This is a genomic window from Microbacterium terrisoli (genome assembly GCF_030866805.1).
Classification (GTDB): domain Bacteria; phylum Actinomycetota; class Actinomycetes; order Actinomycetales; family Microbacteriaceae; genus Microbacterium; species Microbacterium terrisoli.
Genome location: NZ_CP133019.1, coordinates 1,384,808 through 1,399,547, shown reverse-complemented (window position 1 = coordinate 1,399,547; position 14,740 = coordinate 1,384,808). Strand labels below are relative to the sequence as shown.

Here is a 14,740-nt window from a genome sequence, read left to right as displayed (position 1 = left end):
GGCCGCGCTTACGTCGTGAGCGACGAGCCAGCCACCGCGGGCTACACCACCTTAAGGGGCACTACTCTGGACGGACATGAGAGAACGCGGAGCAGTATCGAGGAGTTCGGCCGTCACGACTTCGCCCTCGCCTGGAACTCAGAGCCGAACTTCGTCGTGGGTGGCCACGGCGAAAGTCTGCCCCGGGTATCGCAGGCCGGAGAAATACATGTTCGTGTGCGCGACGATCTGGCCGCCGGTGATGACCTGGCCTTCCCACTCGGCATCGACCGTCGTGTGTGCGTCGCCCACGAGCGTCACGTCATATCCTTCAGCCGCAGCGCGCTGCGTCGTCGTCCGGACGCAGAAATCCGTCTGTGCCCCGAGCACGACGAGTCGGATCACCCCGAGGTCGTCGAGCACTGCACGAAGCGTGGTTTCGGCGAACGAATCGCGGTAGTCCTTGTGGACGAGGGCCTCATCGTCGCGGCGGGCGAGTGGTGCCGCAAGCTCCCAGTCAGAAGTCCCGATGCCGACAGGATCGTGATGGACCCAGACGACCGGCACGCCCTGTGTGCGCGCACGCTCGACGAGGCTGGCAGCATTCCGCAGAACCGCGTCGCGATCGAAGCATCCTTCCAACACACCCTGCTGCATATCGATCACCAGGACAGCGGTCCGCCCAGCGTCAGCCATCATGCGACCTGCACGCGGGATCGTGCTGACCTTCGCGCTCTCGATGTCGCCGCGCTCGGGTAGTTCTGCATCGGCTCGTCAAGACGCGCTGCCATCGAGATCACTCCCCTTCTCCTGAATGACGACAAGCGCCGCATACACCTGCCAGCGTAGGACTTGCACGGTCTACCACCCACCACGTGCATGACCTCGTCCCGGCTATCATCAACGACCGGTGCGAAGCGCAAGCAGATCAGCGATCACACGTTGAAGCGGAACTCCACCACGTCGCCGTCCTGCATGACGTAGTCCTTGCCCTCGAGGCGCGCCTTGCCGTGTGCGCGTGCCTCGAGGACCGAACCGAGTTCGATGAGATCGGCGAACGAGATGACCTCGGCCTTGATGAAGCCCTTCTCGAAGTCGGTGTGGATGACCCCCGCTGCCTGCGGCGCCTTCCAGCCCTTGCCGATGGTCCAGGCACGAGCCTCTTTGGGCCCGGCCGTCAGGTACGTCTGCAGGCCCAGCGTGTCGAAGCCGATCCTGGCCAACTGGTCCAGGCCGGATTCTTCCTGTCCGGTCGAGGCGAGCAGCTCTGCCGCATCCTCCGGATCGAGGTCGATGAGTTCGGACTCGATCTTCGCGTCGAGGAAGACGGCCTGGGCGGGGGCGACCAGAGCCTCCAGCTCGGCCTTGCGCGCGGCATCCGTCAATACCGCCTCGTCGACGTTGAACACGAAGATGAACGGCTTGGCCGTGAGCAGCCCCAGCTCCTTGATGGCGTCGAGGTCCACTCCCGACGCCGACAGCAGCACGCCGCGATCCAGCGTGTCTTTGGCGGCGAGCGCGGCCTCGAGCACCGACTTGTCGGTCTTGCGCCCCTTGACTTCCTTCTCGTAGCGGGCGATCGCCTTCTCGAGCGTCTGCAGGTCGGCGAGCATGAGCTCGGCACCGATCGTCTCCAGGTCTGCCCGCGGGTTGACCTCGCCGTCCACGTGCACGACATCCGAGTCGGCGAACCCGCGCACGACCTGGGCGATCGCGTCGGCCTCGCGGATGTTCGCCAAGAACTGGTTGCCCAGCCCCTCCCCCTCGCTCGCGCCGCGCACGATGCCCGCGATGTCGACGAACGACACCGTCGCCGGCACGAGCCGCTCGCTGTGGAACAGATCCGCCAGTCGGCGCAGCCGCTCATCGGGAAGGCTGACGACCCCGATGTTCGGCTCGATCGTCGCGAACGGATAGTTCGCCGCGAGCACCTGGTTCTTGGTCAGGGCGTTGAAGAGGGTGGACTTGCCGACGTTGGGCAGACCGACGATTCCGATGGTGAGAGCCACGGGCGACCAGTCTACCGGGGTGGATGCCGCGGCCCGGTCGCCGCGGTCACGGACGGGTGGTGCGGTAGGCGTGCGTGATGTACGGCAACTCGACCACTGCATCGTCCACGGCGCCGATGCGGTCGAACAGCGCCCCCAGCTCACGCTCCATGCGCGCCCGCTGGTCAGCGTCGGCGGTGATGACGTAGCTGCGCGAGCGCACCATGTGCCACAGCTGCGCGCGCGTGGTCGGCAGCTGCCAGTTCCAGGAGCGTGTCTCGAGCTCGCCGAACGGCGCGCCCACCTCGGGGCCGCCTGCGGCGATCATGATCTCCGCCTTGCTGCCGTGCATGATCCGACTCATTTCGGCGATCCACCCGACGCTCTCATCACGGATGTTCCAGACCAGTCCGAGCACACCGCCCGGTCGCAGCACGCGACCGACCTCGCGCGACGCCCGCACCGGATCCACCCAGTGCCACGCCTGGCCGAGCACGACGGCATCAAGCGCAGCGTCTGGCAGCGCAAGCCGCTCCGCACTGCCCACGACCGTGGGGACGTCGGGCACCGCGCGGCGCAGTGCTTCCAGCATGACCTCATCGGGCTCGACCGCGACGACATCGAACCCCGCGGCGACCAGTGCACGCGTGAGCTTGCCGGTGCCGGCCCCCACGTCTGCCACGCGCACCGGAGCCGAAGCGCCGACCGCAGACTCCAGCATCCACGCCACCGCCGGCGCAGGGTAGTCCGGCCGACCCGCTTCGTATTCGGCCGCAGCCGACCCGAACGACAACGCCATCTGCTCATGTGAGGCCATGCCTCGAGCCTAGGTCGCGCACTCCCCGGCGCGCCTGCCGACTCTGCCGACGCCGGCGGGCGACAGTGGATGTGTGCCCTTGGATTTCACTGCGATCGACTTCGAGACGGCGAATTCCAGTAGTGCGTCGGCGTGCGCGGTCGGACTCGCGCGGGTGCGGGGCGGCCAGGTTGTCGCCACCGCCGGATGGCTCATCCGCCCACCGGCAGGGCACGACCGCTTCTTCGAGCTGAATGTGCAGATCCACGGCATCCACCCCGAGGACGTCCTGGACGCACCCACGTGGAGCGACCAGCTCGACGACTTCGCGGCCTTCGCGGGCGCCGATGTGCTCGTTGCGCACAATGCCGGCTTCGACATGGCGGTGCTGCGCCGCGCGTGCGAGGCGACCGGCGACGTGTGCCCGCCGTACCGCTATTTCTGCAGTCTGCAGCTTGCCCGCAAGGCATATGACCTGCCGTCCTATCGACTGCCCTCGGCGGCGGCCGCGGCCGGTTTCACCGACTTCGCGCACCACGACGCCGCAGCCGACGCCCTGGCCTGCGCGCACATCGTGATCGACGCCGCCACGCGCTGCCGGGCCGATGACATCGACGCCCTGGCCCGGACGCACGCGCTGCGAGTGAAGACGATCGACCCCGCCGTGCCGGTCCAGGAGCCGGTGTTCGCGGTCGCCTGACGCACCGGCACGAGCCGACGCACCGGCACGAGCCGACTCAGTGCACGAGCAGGAGAAGCCCTGCGACGGCGATGAAAAGCGAGCCGAACACGATGTTCATCGTCTTCTGCCCGCGCGAGGTGCGCACCACGCGCCGGAATGGCTTGGCCGCTGCGGCGAAGAAGAACCACATCACGAGCACGTCCACGATCACCACGGTCGCGATCAGGATCAGATACTGCTCCAGCGGGGGCCGGTCCAGCCGGATGAACTGCGGCACGAACGCGAGGAAGAACACGATCGCCTTGGGGTTGAGCAGATTGACCCAGAATCCGCGCCGCACCATCGACCAGGCGCTCTCGCGCTGGGGCGTGCCGGCATCGAGGTCCTCGGTCACGGCGGGGCGCAGCACGATCATCCGCACCCCGAGGAACACGAGATAGGCGGCACCGAGATACCTGATCGTCTCGAACAGCACGGGTGAACTGGCCACGAGCAGCCCGACGCCGGCCGCGACGATCACGACGTGCACCACGAGCGCCGACTGCTGCCCCAGCACACCCCAGATCGAGCGACGCCACCCCTCGTTCAGGGCATTGGACATCGTGTTGATGGCCCCGGCACCGGGGGTGAGGCTGATCACGACGCAGGCGGCCAGCAGCGAGGACCAGACCGTGAGCGTCACTTCGACATCATAGGGAGTGAACGCCGCATCTCCATGTCGGAGGCCACCGGCATGCTGAGAGACATGGATGCCGCATCTCTCACACTGGTCGCCGTGATCATGCTCGTCATCGGCTTCGCCGCCGGCTGGGCGGTGCGCACCGCACGAGCCGCGCGCTCGACGACCGAGCTTGCGACACGCACGGCCACCGCCGAGACGGTGGCGGCGGCCCTGCGCGACCAGCTCGACCAGCAGGAGCGACGGTACGACGAGGCGATCGATCGCGTGCGTTACGACGAGAACGCGCGCGCCCAGCGTGAACAGCGCGAGCAGGCGGTGCTGCGCGCCCTCGCCCCGGTGCAAGAGACTCTGCAGACCATGCAGCGCAAGGTCGACACGCTCGAGCACGACCGCCACGAGCAGTACGGCTCATTGGCAGAGCAGCTGCGACGCTCGCACGAGGCCGGCGAGGCTCTGCGCGCGACCACCGAGTCGCTGGCCGGCGCCCTGCGCTCGGGCAGCACCCGGGGAGTCTGGGGTGAGACGCAGCTGCGGCGGGTGGTCGAAGCCGCCGGCCTGACGCGGCACGTCGACTTCGATCTGCAAGCGTCGATCCGCACCGATGCGGGGGCAGGCCGGCCCGACATGGTGATTCGCCTCCCCGGCGGAAAGTCGCTCGCGGTCGACGCCAAGGTTCCGCTGGATGCCTACCTCGAGGCGACGGCGACCCCGGTGGCAGCCACCGGCGCCGACGGTGAGCGACGACAACGGCTGCTCGACAAGCATGTGAAGGCCGTGCGTGCCCATGTCGACGCCCTTGCGAAGAAGACCTACTGGGCGGGACTTTCCTCGAGCCCCGAGTTCGTGATCTGCTTTCTGCCCAGCGAATCGCTGCTGTCGGCGGCTTTGGAAGGGGATGCCGCGCTGCTGGACTACGCGTTCAGCAAGAGGGTCGCCCTGGCGTCGCCCGTGAACCTCTGGGCCGTTCTGAAGACGATCGCCTACACGTGGACGCAGCAGGATGTCTCGCAGGAAGCGCGACGGCTGTTCGAGCTCGGCAACGAGCTGTATGGACGGCTGACGTCACTGGCGTCGCACGCCGACGACCTGCGCCGCGCGATCGAACGGACCGTGGACAGCTACAACCGGTTCGCAGGTTCACTCGAGTCGCGGGTCCTGGTCAGTGCCCGTCGGTTCCCCGGGATCGATCAGACCAAGCTCGACGCACTGCCGGAGTCGGCGGCGATCGAAGCATCCACTCGCCGTCTGACCGCATCCGAGCTGCTCGAGGGCATCGATGACCCCGCCTCGGATGGCCGGACCGACGATGCCGTCACCGAAGACGCTCCCACGATGACGGCCGACCTGGGCCTGCTGCGCACACGGATCGACGAACCCACACCGGCCGATCAGGCAGGGGTGTCGGTCACTGACCGCCGGGAATCAGACTGAGCAACGCGATGGCGGCGCCCGAGACCGCCACGAATGCGCCGATCATCCACCAGGCGCTGATCTGTTCGCCCTCTTTGTGGCGTACCCGGAACAGCACGTCAGGACGCCGAGCCGGATCCGTGTCGATCTTCGGATGGGAGCCCGTGCGCGACAGCGCGTCGGCCACAACCGCGTGCGCTCCGGTGCGCGGCGAAGATGCCCCGGTGTCCGACGCCATGTCCGCCTCCTTGACCAGTGCGACGATCGCGACGCACCGGCTCGATTCTGTCATGCCCCGGTCGTGATCCCGCGCATTCACAGCAACCTGTGCCTGCGCGTCACCTCTGTCGCGAGGTCACAGCCACTTCGACGTCAGGTGCTCTGACGAGATGCGGCGCAGCGTGCCGGAGGCGCCCCGCAGCACGACGCTCTCGGTGTAGACGTGGCCGCCCTCGCGACGCACGCCGGCGACCAGCTCGCCGTTGGTCACCCCGGTCGCCACGAACAGTGTGTTGCTCCCCTGCACGAGGTCGTCAGCCTCGTAGACGTGACCGTCGAGCGCGAGCCCCGCATCGATGCCGCGTTGCTTCTCGTCGTCGTTGCGCGGCCACAGCCGCCCCTGGATGTGACCGCCGAGCGCCTTGATGGCACACGCGGTGACGATCCCCTCGGGGCTGCCGCCGATGCCCACGCACATGTCGGTGCGGGCATTGTGACGTGCGGCGTTGATGCCGCCCGCGACGTCGCCGTCGCTCATCAGCCGCGTGCCGGCTCCGGCCTCGCGGATCTGCTCGATCAGCTCGTCGTGCCGAGGCCGGTGCAGCACCGAGATGACCATCTCATCGACCGGCTTGCCCAGCGCCGCAGCCAGGCGACGGATGTTCTCACCGATCGGCAGGCGGATGTCGACGACACCGACACCAGCGGGCCCCGTGACGAGCTTGTCCATGTAGAACACGCTCGACGCGTCGAGCATCGTGCCCGAATCCGACACCGCGATCACCGAGAGCGCGTTGTTGCGTCCGGCCGCCGTCAGCGAGGTGCCGTCGATCGGGTCGACGGCGACGTCACATCGCGGGCCGGTGCCGTTGCCGACGTGCTCGCCGTTGAACAGCATTGGGGCGTTGTCCTTCTCGCCCTCGCCGATCACGATCGTCCCGTCGAAGCTGACGGTGGTCAGGAACGCCCGCATCGCGTCCACGGCCGCACCGTCGGCTGCCTCTTTGCGTCCGCGGCCGATGAACGGCACGGCGCGGATCGCGGCCGCCTCGGTCGCCCGCACCAGTTCGAGCGCCATATTGCGGTCGGGGTGCAACGGCGTCGAATGGTCGGCAGGGACGTTCGGATCAACCGTGAGACTCACCATGCCGTCACGATAACCGTCCAGGCGCAGGAAAGACAGCGATTACAGAAGAGAGAACAAGAAGGATTGGCGATTCTTTCGTGCTCGTCATATCGTGGCCACCTCAACTCCTCGTCGCGCAGCGCGGGCCTGCCAGACCCGCTTCGCTAGAGTTGAGACGATCCCCGACCCACCACCTTGACCAAGGAGCGCACGCCATGCCCGTCGCCACCCCCGAACAGTATGCCGAGATGCTCGACCGAGCCAAGACCGGCGGCTTTGCGTACCCCGCGATCAACGTATCCAGCTCGCAGACGATCAACTCGGTGCTGCAGGGTCTGACCGAGGCTGGTTCCGACGGCATCATCCAGGTGACCACCGGCGGAGCCGACTACTTCGCCGGGCAGTCCGTGAAGGCCCGCGCCACGGGCGCGCTGGCATTCGCGAAGTTCGCCACCGAGGTGGCCAAGAACTACCCGATCACCGTCGCCCTGCACACCGACCACTGCCCCAAGCCGGCGCTGGCCGATTTCGTGCTGCCGCTGGTGGCCGCCAGCGAAGAAGAGGTCAAGGCCGGTCGCAACCCGATCTTCCAGTCGCACATGTGGGACGGTTCGGCCGTGCCCCTGGACGAGAACATCGAGGTGGCCAAAGAGCTGCTGCCGCGCATGAAGAACATCCACGCGATCCTCGAGGTCGAGATCGGTGTCGTCGGCGGCGAGGAGGACGGCGTCAAGCACGAGGGCACCAACGACGCCCTGTACACGACCGTCGGCGACGTCGCGAAGGCGGTCGAAGCGCTCGGTCTGGGCGAGAACGGTCGCTACATCGCCGCTCTGACGTTCGGCAATGTGCACGGGGTGTACAAGCCGGGCAACGTCAAGCTGCGCCCCGAACTGCTGGGCGAGATCCAGGCCGGCATCGCCGAGCGGTTCGGCACCGGTCCGCTCCCCCTCGACCTCGTCTTCCACGGCGGGTCGGGCTCGTCCGACGCCGAGATCGCGACCGCCGTCGCGAACGGCGTCATCAAGATGAACGTCGACACCGACACGCAGTACGCGTTCGCCCGGTCGGTCGCCGGCTACATGTTCCAGAACTACGACGGTGTGCTGAAGGTCGACGGCGAGGTGGGCAACAAGAAGCAGTACGACCCGCGTGCGTGGGGCAAGGTCGCCGAGTCAGCGATGGCCGCACGCGTGGCCGAGGCCACCAAGCAGCTGGGATCGTTCGGCAAGAGCCAGTCGTAACCCACGTCGAAGAGATGAGGATGCCTCGGCCCGATGGGTCGAGGCATCCTGCGTGTGGGCACGCGATCGCAGTCAGCGCCCGATCGCGGTGATTTTCTGCCCGTCGGGGGCCAGCAGCCACCACACGTTGCCGATGCCCTGCCCCTTGATCATGCCGGCGGTCGTGTCACCGTCGAAGTAGTAGAGCGGCCATCCGTCGAGCGTCACCTGGTACCCGCCGTCGGGCGCCGGGATCTCGCCGACCGCGGCGTCGACTCCGTCGCCCTTCGGCTGCGTGGATATGGTGGTCACCGGAGGCCAGCTGGCACGGCACGCCGCGTCGCACGACGTGCTCTTCGCGTTCTGCTGGTCACCCGAATACAGGTACACCGCGCGGCCCGCGGCATCCACCACGACCGTCCCGGCGCTGGAGTGCGCGGTCTTCAGAACGACGCGCGGGCCGGTGTCGGGTCCACAGCCGGCGAGGGCGGCGGCGGTCAGTGCGAGAGTGGCGGAGACGGCGAGCGCGGTGAGCGCGCGGGTGAGTCGCATGTTTCCAGTCTGCGCCCACCGCGACCACCCCGCATACGTGCGGTGTCATCTGACTGCCGCCGACGTGTTCGCTAACGACCCAGGATGTAGTGCATGAGCGCCGGGTCGCCCATCAGTGGGATCGTCAGGCACACCGACACGACGAGGTAGGTCGCCGCCGCACCCACCAGCGGGATCCACCACGACACGCGACCGCGCCGCATGACCCTGATCGAGAAGTACGCGGTCACGATGAACCCCACGACCAGCAGCGCCGCTGCCGCGATCCCCCATGCCTGCGTCGTCGGCGTCGAGGTGAACGACCCCGGCACGCCCATCACCTTGTAGGTGGCATCGGCCACAGCGGCCAGATCCAGGAACGAGAATACCGAGAGCACGACGTTGACGGCTCCGTACGCGAGCAGCACGATCGTGACGATGCGGTTCACCGCAGCTCCCGGCCGCGCAGCCGGAACAGCGGTCGGGACTCGGGCAGGCGCGGCCTGTGCGGCCGGGGCCACCGGCGGTGCCGCCGACGGCGAAGCCGGATGCTGAATGCGCGCCCGCTGCTCGGCGGGGGTCGCATACTCGCCGTACTGCGGCCGGGGGCGGGGATCGCTGCCGCTGTCGGCCCCCTGTCCACGGCTGTGCTCATGACGCGGATCGGTCATCGGCGGCCTCCTCGCCCTCGGTGGTCGGCCGCGCCGTCCACGGTGGTGCGCAGTTCTTTGGGCAGCGAGAAGATCAGGTCCTCTTCAGCGGTGCGCACCTCGTCGACGTCGCTGTAGCCGGCCTCGGCGAGGGCGGCCAGAACACCGTGCACGAGGTCTTCGGGCACCGATGCGCCGCTGGTGACGCCGACCGTGGCCACCCCGTCGAGCCATTCCTGTCGGATCTCGTCGGCGTCGTCGATGCGGTACGCGGTGCGCGCGCCGCCCTGCAGGGCCACCTCGGCCAGACGCACAGTGTTCGACGAGTTCGCCGAGCCGACCACGAGCACCAGATCAGCACCGGCGGCGACCTTCTTCACCGCGACCTGACGGTTCTGGGTGGCGTAGCAGATGTCGTCGGTCGGCGGATCCTGCAGGAGCGGAAACCGCTCGCGCAGCCTGCGGACCGTCTGCATGGTCTCGTCGACCGAGAGCGTGGTCTGCGACAGCCATACGACCTTGGCGGGATCGCGCACCACGACCGTGTCGGCCTCTTCAGGCGAAGTGACCACCGTCACGTGCTCCGGCGCTTCGCCGGCTGTGCCCTCGACTTCTTCGTGCCCGGTGTGGCCGATCAGCAGGATCTGCCGGTCGTCGCGGGCGAAGCGCACGGCCTCGCGATGCACTTTGGTCACCAGAGGGCACGTGGCATCGATGGCGTGCAGACCGCGGGCGGCTGCGGCGTCTTTCACCGCGGGAGCGACCCCGTGTGCGCTGAAGACGACCAGCGCGCCTTCGGGAACTTCGTCCACCTCGTCGACGAAGACGGCGCCCTTCGCTTCGAGGTCGCTGACCACATGGCGGTTGTGCACGATCTGCTTGCGCACGTACACCGGTGCGCCGTGACGCTCCAGCGCCTTCTCGACGGTGACCACCGCTCGGTCCACGCCCGCACAGTAGCCTCGCGGCGCGGCCAGCAGCACACGCTTGTGTCCGTGCACCGGGATATCCTGGAGCGGCTCGGTGCGCACGGCGCGGCCGGGGGCGCGGGGCGCGGGCAGACGGACGACGGTGGCGCTCACGGTTCTGATTGTACGGACGTCACCCGGCAAAAGGCCGCACACCTCATCGCCACGGCCGCCGGCCGCCGGCCGCGCAATCCGGAAGGACGCCATGACCACGTTCCGCCCCGAGGCAGGACCCGGGCAGCCGCCTGCCGACAGCGTGCATCCGCGTGAGTCGCGCCCCGACGCGCCGACCTCCGTGTCGCGGCTGAACGAGACCATCCACGGTTTCGTCGAGCGCTGGGGATCGGTGTGGGTCGAGGGCGAGATCACGTCGTGGAACGTGCGCGCGGGCGCCGTGTACGGGCGGTTGAAGGATGCCTCGAACGACGCGACGCTGTCATTCCGGCTGTGGTCGAGCATCCGTGCGCGCATGACCGACGACCTCAGAGTCGGTGACCGCGTCGTCGCGTGCGTGAAGGCCGACTACTACATCAAGGGCGGAGACTTCACCTTCGCGGTGTCGCAGATGCGTCGCGCCGGCCTCGGCGACCAGCTCGAGCGTCTCGAACGGCTGCGCGCCCAGCTGCGTGCGGAGGGACTGTTCGACCCCGCACGCAAGAAGCCGATCCCCTTCTTGCCGCACTGCATCGGGCTGATCACCGGCGAGAGATCCGATGCCGAGAAGGACGTGCACCGCAACGCGCAGCTGCGCTGGCCGCACGTGCGGTTCCGCACCGTGCACGCGGCGGTGCAGGGCGACCGGTGCGTCCCCGAGACGCTCGCGGCCTTGCAGACGCTGGATGCCGATCCCGAGGTCGACGTCATCGTGATCGCACGCGGGGGCGGCGACCCGCAGACCCTGCTCGGGTTCAGCGACGAGCGGCTGCTGCGCGCGGTGGCCGCGGCATCCACCCCGGTGGTCAGCGCGATCGGACACGAGAACGACCATCCGCTCCTGGACGACGTCGCCGATCTGCGGGCCTCCACTCCCACCGACGCGGCCAAGCGGATCGTGCCCGACGTCGGCGAGCAGCGGGCGCTGGTGTCCCAGCTGCGCGCACGGCTGACGATGCGTCTGACCACGCGCATCACGCACGACATCGCCCAGCTCGAACAGCTGCGCAGCCGCCCGGTTCTGCGCGAACCCGAATCGCTGATCGCCGGACGCACGCAGGATGTCTGGCTGCTCGCCGCCCGTGGCCGCGACCTCGTCGACCGGCGGGTGGAGACGGCCGCCTCACGCGTGGCGCAGCTGCGGGCGACCCTGCACGCGCTCTCCCCGGCGGCGACGCTCGCACGCGGTTACGCGATCGCCCACCTGCACGACGGCACCATCCTGCGCGATGCGGCGCAGGCGGCGGCGGGCACCGCGCTGACGGTGACGCTCGACCGCGGGAGCATCGCCGCCACCTCCGACGGCGAAGTCGCCGAATCGGCCGCGCCGGCAACCCGAACTAAGCTGTAGAGCATGACCGAGCCGAGCGAAACCATCGCCGACGTCGCGACTCTGAGCTTCGAGCAGGCGCGTGACGAGCTGGTCAGCGTGGTCGCAGAACTCGAGCAGGGCTCACCCACCCTCGAGCACTCGCTCGCGCTGTGGGAGCGCGGCGAGGCCCTCGCCGCCCGGTGCGAGCAATGGCTGCGCGGTGCCAAGCAGCGCCTTGACGACGCCCGCGCGCAGGTCGAGGCGGACTGATGGCACGAACCTCTGCAACAGCGGCGGCCGGCCACATCGTCGCCGAGCTCGGGCGCCCCGAGACGGCCGATGAGACCGCCGCCCGCAAGGCCGAGTCGTCGCGTGTCTATCGCTCGAGCCAGACCGTGCGCAACCTCGTCGCCGCCCTCCTGGCGACCCTCGCCGTCGTCGCGGTGGTCATCATGATCGTGCCGCGCGGCAATTCCACGCCGCCACCGCCGGTCGACGTCGCAGCCATCGCGCAGCAGGCGTCCACGGCCACCGGTCAGACCGTCGTGGTCCCGCACGTGCCGACCGGGTGGCGGGCCAACGACGCAGCGCTGTCAGGCGATGCGACATCCACCTGGACCGTCGTCTACGCGACGGGCACGGACGCCGGGTTCTTGCGCGTCGCGCAGGGGTTCGGCGCCGACACGGCGTGGGACGCCCGGCTGCTGTCGGGTGCCGCGCCCTCGGGCACCGTGACCATCGACGGCATCGAATGGACGCGGTACGCGATCGGCGACCCCTCGCAGAACGCCAACATCAGCTACGCGATCGGCACCAGCGCCGGCCCCGACCGCATCCTCGTCTACGGAGCCACCGACGCGAAGACCGCGGCTACGGCGGCCCGCGGACTCACCGATCAGATCGCCGCCCTGCGACAGGAGAAGAAATGACTGAAGCCCTCGTACGACTCACCCCTCAGGCCGCGTGGGATCGCCTCGCCGCGGGGAACGCACGATTCGTCGAGGGCACGCTCCTGCATCCACGACAGAGCGCGGACCGGCGCCGCGAGCTCACCGACGGCCAGCACCCGCACGCCGTGGTCTTCGGCTGCTCCGACTCGCGTCCCGCCTCTGAGATCGTCTTCGACGAGGGCCTGGGCGATATGTTCGTCGTGCGCAATGCGGGGCAGGTCGTCTCGCCGTCCGCTCTGGGCAGCATCGAGTTCGCCGTGGCGATCCTCGACGTCCCGCTGATGGTGGTGCTCGGTCACCAGGCATGCGGCGCAGTGCGCGCCGCGATCGACAGCACGCGCGGGGACGCCCCCGAGCTCCCGGCGCAGATCTGGCGGCTGATCGCGCCGATCGTGCCCACCGTGCACCGCATCGCCCGCGCGGCGAACACCGTGCCACAAGCCGCCGACCCCGACGAGGTCGGTCGCGAGCATCTGCGCGCGACGATCGCAGAGCTGCTGCAGGCATCCCCCATCATCGCCGACGCGGTGGCATCCGGACGACTGGGCATCGTGGGGGCGATCTACCGCCTCGGCGAGGGCACCACCGTGCCGTTCGTCACCGAAGGACCCATCTCGATCCCGGGGCTGTGAGCCCTACCGCCCGCATTCAGGAGGAACGACGAAGTGACTGACATCGAATACCGCATCGAGCACGACACCATGGGCGAAGTCCGGGTGCCGGCCTCTGCCCTGTATGGAGCGCAGACGCAGCGAGCGGTGGAGAACTTCCCGATCTCGGGCAAGGGCCTTGAGTCGACGCAGATCGCAGCCCTGGCCCGCATCAAGAAGGCCGCGGCCTTGGCCAACAAGAGCCTCGGCGTGCTGGACGCCTCCATCGCCGATGCGATCGCCGACGCGGCCGACGAGGTCATCACCGGCGCTCACGACGACCAGTTCCCCATCGACACGTACCAGACCGGGTCCGGCACGAGCTCGAACATGAACATGAACGAGGTGCTGGCAACCCTGGCCACGCAGCGACTGGGCGCCGACGTCCACCCGAACGACCACGTGAACGCTTCGCAGTCGTCCAACGACGTGTTCCCCACGTCCGTGCACATCGCCGTCACACAGGCGCTCATCGATGACCTGATCCCGGCGTTGGACCACCTCGCCGTCGCCTTCGAGTCGAAGGCGCAGCTGTGGAAGGAGGTCGTGAAATCCGGTCGCACGCATCTGATGGATGCGACCCCGGTCACACTCGGCCAGGAGTTCGGCGGCTACGCGCGCCAGATGCGCCTGGGAATCGAGCGGATCCGTGCGGCCCTGCCCCGAGTCGGCGAGATCCCCCTGGGCGGCACCGCCGTCGGCACCGGCATCAACACCCCCATCGGCTTCCCGCAGAAGGTCATCGAGCTGCTGGCCGCTGAGACCGAGCTGCCGATCGTCGAGGCCAAGGACCACTTCGAGGCGCAGGCGAACCGCGACGGCCTGGTCGAGGCATCCGGCGCCCTGCGAACGATCGCGGTGTCGCTGACCAAGATCAACAACGACCTGCGGTGGATGGGTTCGGGTCCCAACACGGGTCTGGGCGAGCTGCACATCCCCGACCTGCAGCCGGGATCGTCCATCATGCCGGGCAAGGTCAACCCGGTGATCCCCGAGGCCACACTGATGGTGTGTGCGCGGGTGATCGGCAACGATGCGACCGTCGCGTGGGCCGGTGCCTCGGGCGCGTTCGAGTTGAACGTCGCCATCCCGGTCATGGGCACGGCGCTGCTGGAGTCGGTGCGCCTGCTCTCCAACGCGACGCGGCTGCTGGCCGACAAGACCGTGGACGGCCTGGAGGCCAACGTCGAGCGCGCAGCCGCCTATGCGGGCATGTCGCCGTCGATCGTGACGCCCTTGAACAAGGTGATCGGTTACGAGGCGGCGTCCAAGATCGCCAAGCACGCGATCGCCCAGGGCATCACAGTGCGCGAGGCCGTGATCGACCTCGGCTACGTCGAACGCGGCGAGATCACCGAAGAGCAGTTGGACGCGAAGCTGGACGTGCTCTCGATGACGCACGCCGGCTGAGGCGCGGTCGG

At 68.6% G+C, this 14,740-nt stretch carries 17 protein-coding genes; 8 read left to right on the top strand and 9 right to left on the bottom strand.

From position 1 onward, the window contains the following. Positions 1 to 138 precede the first annotated feature (138 nt). From QU603_RS05935 to QU603_RS05925, 3 genes are all read right to left on the bottom strand, one after another. Positions 139 to 636 (bottom strand): isochorismatase family protein, encoded by a 498-nt coding sequence (locus QU603_RS05935; protein WP_308493960.1) that lies wholly within the window; start codon positions 634 to 636, stop codon positions 139 to 141. A gap of 278 nt (positions 637 to 914) precedes the next feature. Further along, a complete protein-coding gene (gene ychF / locus QU603_RS05930; protein WP_308493565.1) occupies positions 915 to 1,988 on the bottom strand; it encodes a redox-regulated ATPase YchF in 1,074 nt (357 codons plus the stop codon). A gap of 46 nt (positions 1,989 to 2,034) precedes the next feature. Next, positions 2,035 to 2,784: a class I SAM-dependent methyltransferase gene (locus tag QU603_RS05925; protein ID WP_308493564.1), complete on the bottom strand. Its 750-nt coding sequence runs from the start codon at positions 2,782 to 2,784 to the stop codon at positions 2,035 to 2,037. Positions 2,785 to 2,857: 73 nt separating this feature from the next. Here QU603_RS05925 and QU603_RS05920 point away from each other — a divergent pair, with 73 nt between their 5' ends. Beyond that, a complete protein-coding gene (locus QU603_RS05920) occupies positions 2,858 to 3,463 on the top strand; it encodes an exonuclease domain-containing protein (protein WP_308493563.1) in 606 nt (201 codons plus the stop codon). Between the two features lie 37 nt (positions 3,464 to 3,500). Here QU603_RS05920 and QU603_RS05915 read toward each other — a convergent pair whose 3' ends face one another. After that, the gene (locus QU603_RS05915) at positions 3,501 to 4,127 is read right to left on the bottom strand and encodes a LysE family transporter (RefSeq protein WP_308493562.1); all 627 of its coding nucleotides are present in this window, start codon (positions 4,125 to 4,127) and stop codon (positions 3,501 to 3,503) included. A gap of 63 nt (positions 4,128 to 4,190) precedes the next feature. On the opposite strand from QU603_RS05915, the gene QU603_RS05910 reads away from it, so the two are divergent. Further along, positions 4,191 to 5,558: a DNA recombination protein RmuC gene (locus QU603_RS05910; RefSeq protein ID WP_308493561.1), complete on the top strand. Its 1,368-nt coding sequence runs from the start codon at positions 4,191 to 4,193 to the stop codon at positions 5,556 to 5,558. On the opposite strand, the gene QU603_RS05905 is transcribed toward QU603_RS05910, so the two are convergent. Beyond that, positions 5,533 to 5,775, bottom strand: coding sequence for a UDP-N-acetylmuramyl pentapeptide phosphotransferase (locus QU603_RS05905; RefSeq protein WP_308493560.1), 243 nt, complete (start codon positions 5,773 to 5,775; stop codon positions 5,533 to 5,535). The genes QU603_RS05910 and QU603_RS05905 overlap by 26 nt on opposite strands. Positions 5,776 to 5,892: 117 nt before the next feature. Then, complete coding sequence (gene glpX, locus QU603_RS05900) at positions 5,893 to 6,903, bottom strand: class II fructose-bisphosphatase (RefSeq protein ID WP_308493559.1); 1,011 nt, start codon at positions 6,901 to 6,903, stop codon at positions 5,893 to 5,895. A gap of 194 nt (positions 6,904 to 7,097) precedes the next feature. Between glpX and fbaA the strand changes: the two genes are divergently transcribed. Next, the gene (gene fbaA, locus QU603_RS05895) at positions 7,098 to 8,126 is read left to right on the top strand and encodes a class II fructose-bisphosphate aldolase (protein WP_308493558.1); all 1,029 of its coding nucleotides are present in this window, start codon (positions 7,098 to 7,100) and stop codon (positions 8,124 to 8,126) included. A 72-nt stretch (positions 8,127 to 8,198) separates the two neighbouring features. Here the strand turns inward: fbaA and QU603_RS05890 are convergent, their stop codons facing one another. The 3 genes from QU603_RS05890 to QU603_RS05880 all read right to left on the bottom strand — a co-directional run bounded on the left by QU603_RS05890 (position 8,199) and on the right by QU603_RS05880 (position 10,368). Then, a complete protein-coding gene (locus tag QU603_RS05890; protein WP_308493557.1) occupies positions 8,199 to 8,657 on the bottom strand; it encodes a COG4315 family predicted lipoprotein in 459 nt (152 codons plus the stop codon). A gap of 71 nt (positions 8,658 to 8,728) precedes the next feature. Beyond that, the gene (locus QU603_RS05885; protein WP_308493556.1) at positions 8,729 to 9,307 is read right to left on the bottom strand and encodes a DUF6264 family protein; all 579 of its coding nucleotides are present in this window, start codon (positions 9,305 to 9,307) and stop codon (positions 8,729 to 8,731) included. Continuing rightward, on the bottom strand, positions 9,304 to 10,368 hold the full coding sequence (locus tag QU603_RS05880; RefSeq protein ID WP_308493555.1) for a 4-hydroxy-3-methylbut-2-enyl diphosphate reductase: 1,065 nt from the start codon (positions 10,366 to 10,368) through the stop codon (positions 9,304 to 9,306). The genes QU603_RS05885 and QU603_RS05880 overlap by 4 nt, the downstream gene beginning before the upstream one ends. A 91-nt stretch (positions 10,369 to 10,459) precedes the next feature. On the opposite strand from QU603_RS05880, the gene xseA reads away from it, so the two are divergent. The 5 genes from xseA to QU603_RS05855 are packed head-to-tail and all read left to right on the top strand — an operon-like array spanning position 10,460 to position 14,729. Beyond that, entirely contained in the window at positions 10,460 to 11,758 is a 1,299-nt protein-coding gene (gene xseA, locus QU603_RS05875) for an exodeoxyribonuclease VII large subunit (protein WP_308493554.1), read from the top strand. A 3-nt stretch (positions 11,759 to 11,761) separates the two neighbouring features. Beyond that, complete coding sequence (locus QU603_RS05870) at positions 11,762 to 11,989, top strand: exodeoxyribonuclease VII small subunit (protein WP_308493553.1); 228 nt, start codon at positions 11,762 to 11,764, stop codon at positions 11,987 to 11,989. Then, positions 11,989 to 12,648, top strand: a complete 660-nt coding sequence (locus QU603_RS05865; RefSeq protein WP_308493552.1) for a DUF4245 family protein — start codon at positions 11,989 to 11,991, stop codon at positions 12,646 to 12,648. The genes QU603_RS05870 and QU603_RS05865 overlap by 1 nt, the downstream gene beginning before the upstream one ends. Continuing rightward, the gene (locus QU603_RS05860) at positions 12,645 to 13,301 is read left to right on the top strand and encodes a carbonic anhydrase (RefSeq protein ID WP_308493551.1); all 657 of its coding nucleotides are present in this window, start codon (positions 12,645 to 12,647) and stop codon (positions 13,299 to 13,301) included. The genes QU603_RS05865 and QU603_RS05860 overlap by 4 nt, the downstream gene beginning before the upstream one ends. Positions 13,302 to 13,334: 33 nt before the next feature. Further along, the gene (locus QU603_RS05855; protein ID WP_308493550.1) at positions 13,335 to 14,729 is read left to right on the top strand and encodes a class II fumarate hydratase; all 1,395 of its coding nucleotides are present in this window, start codon (positions 13,335 to 13,337) and stop codon (positions 14,727 to 14,729) included. Positions 14,730 to 14,740 lie beyond the last annotated feature (11 nt).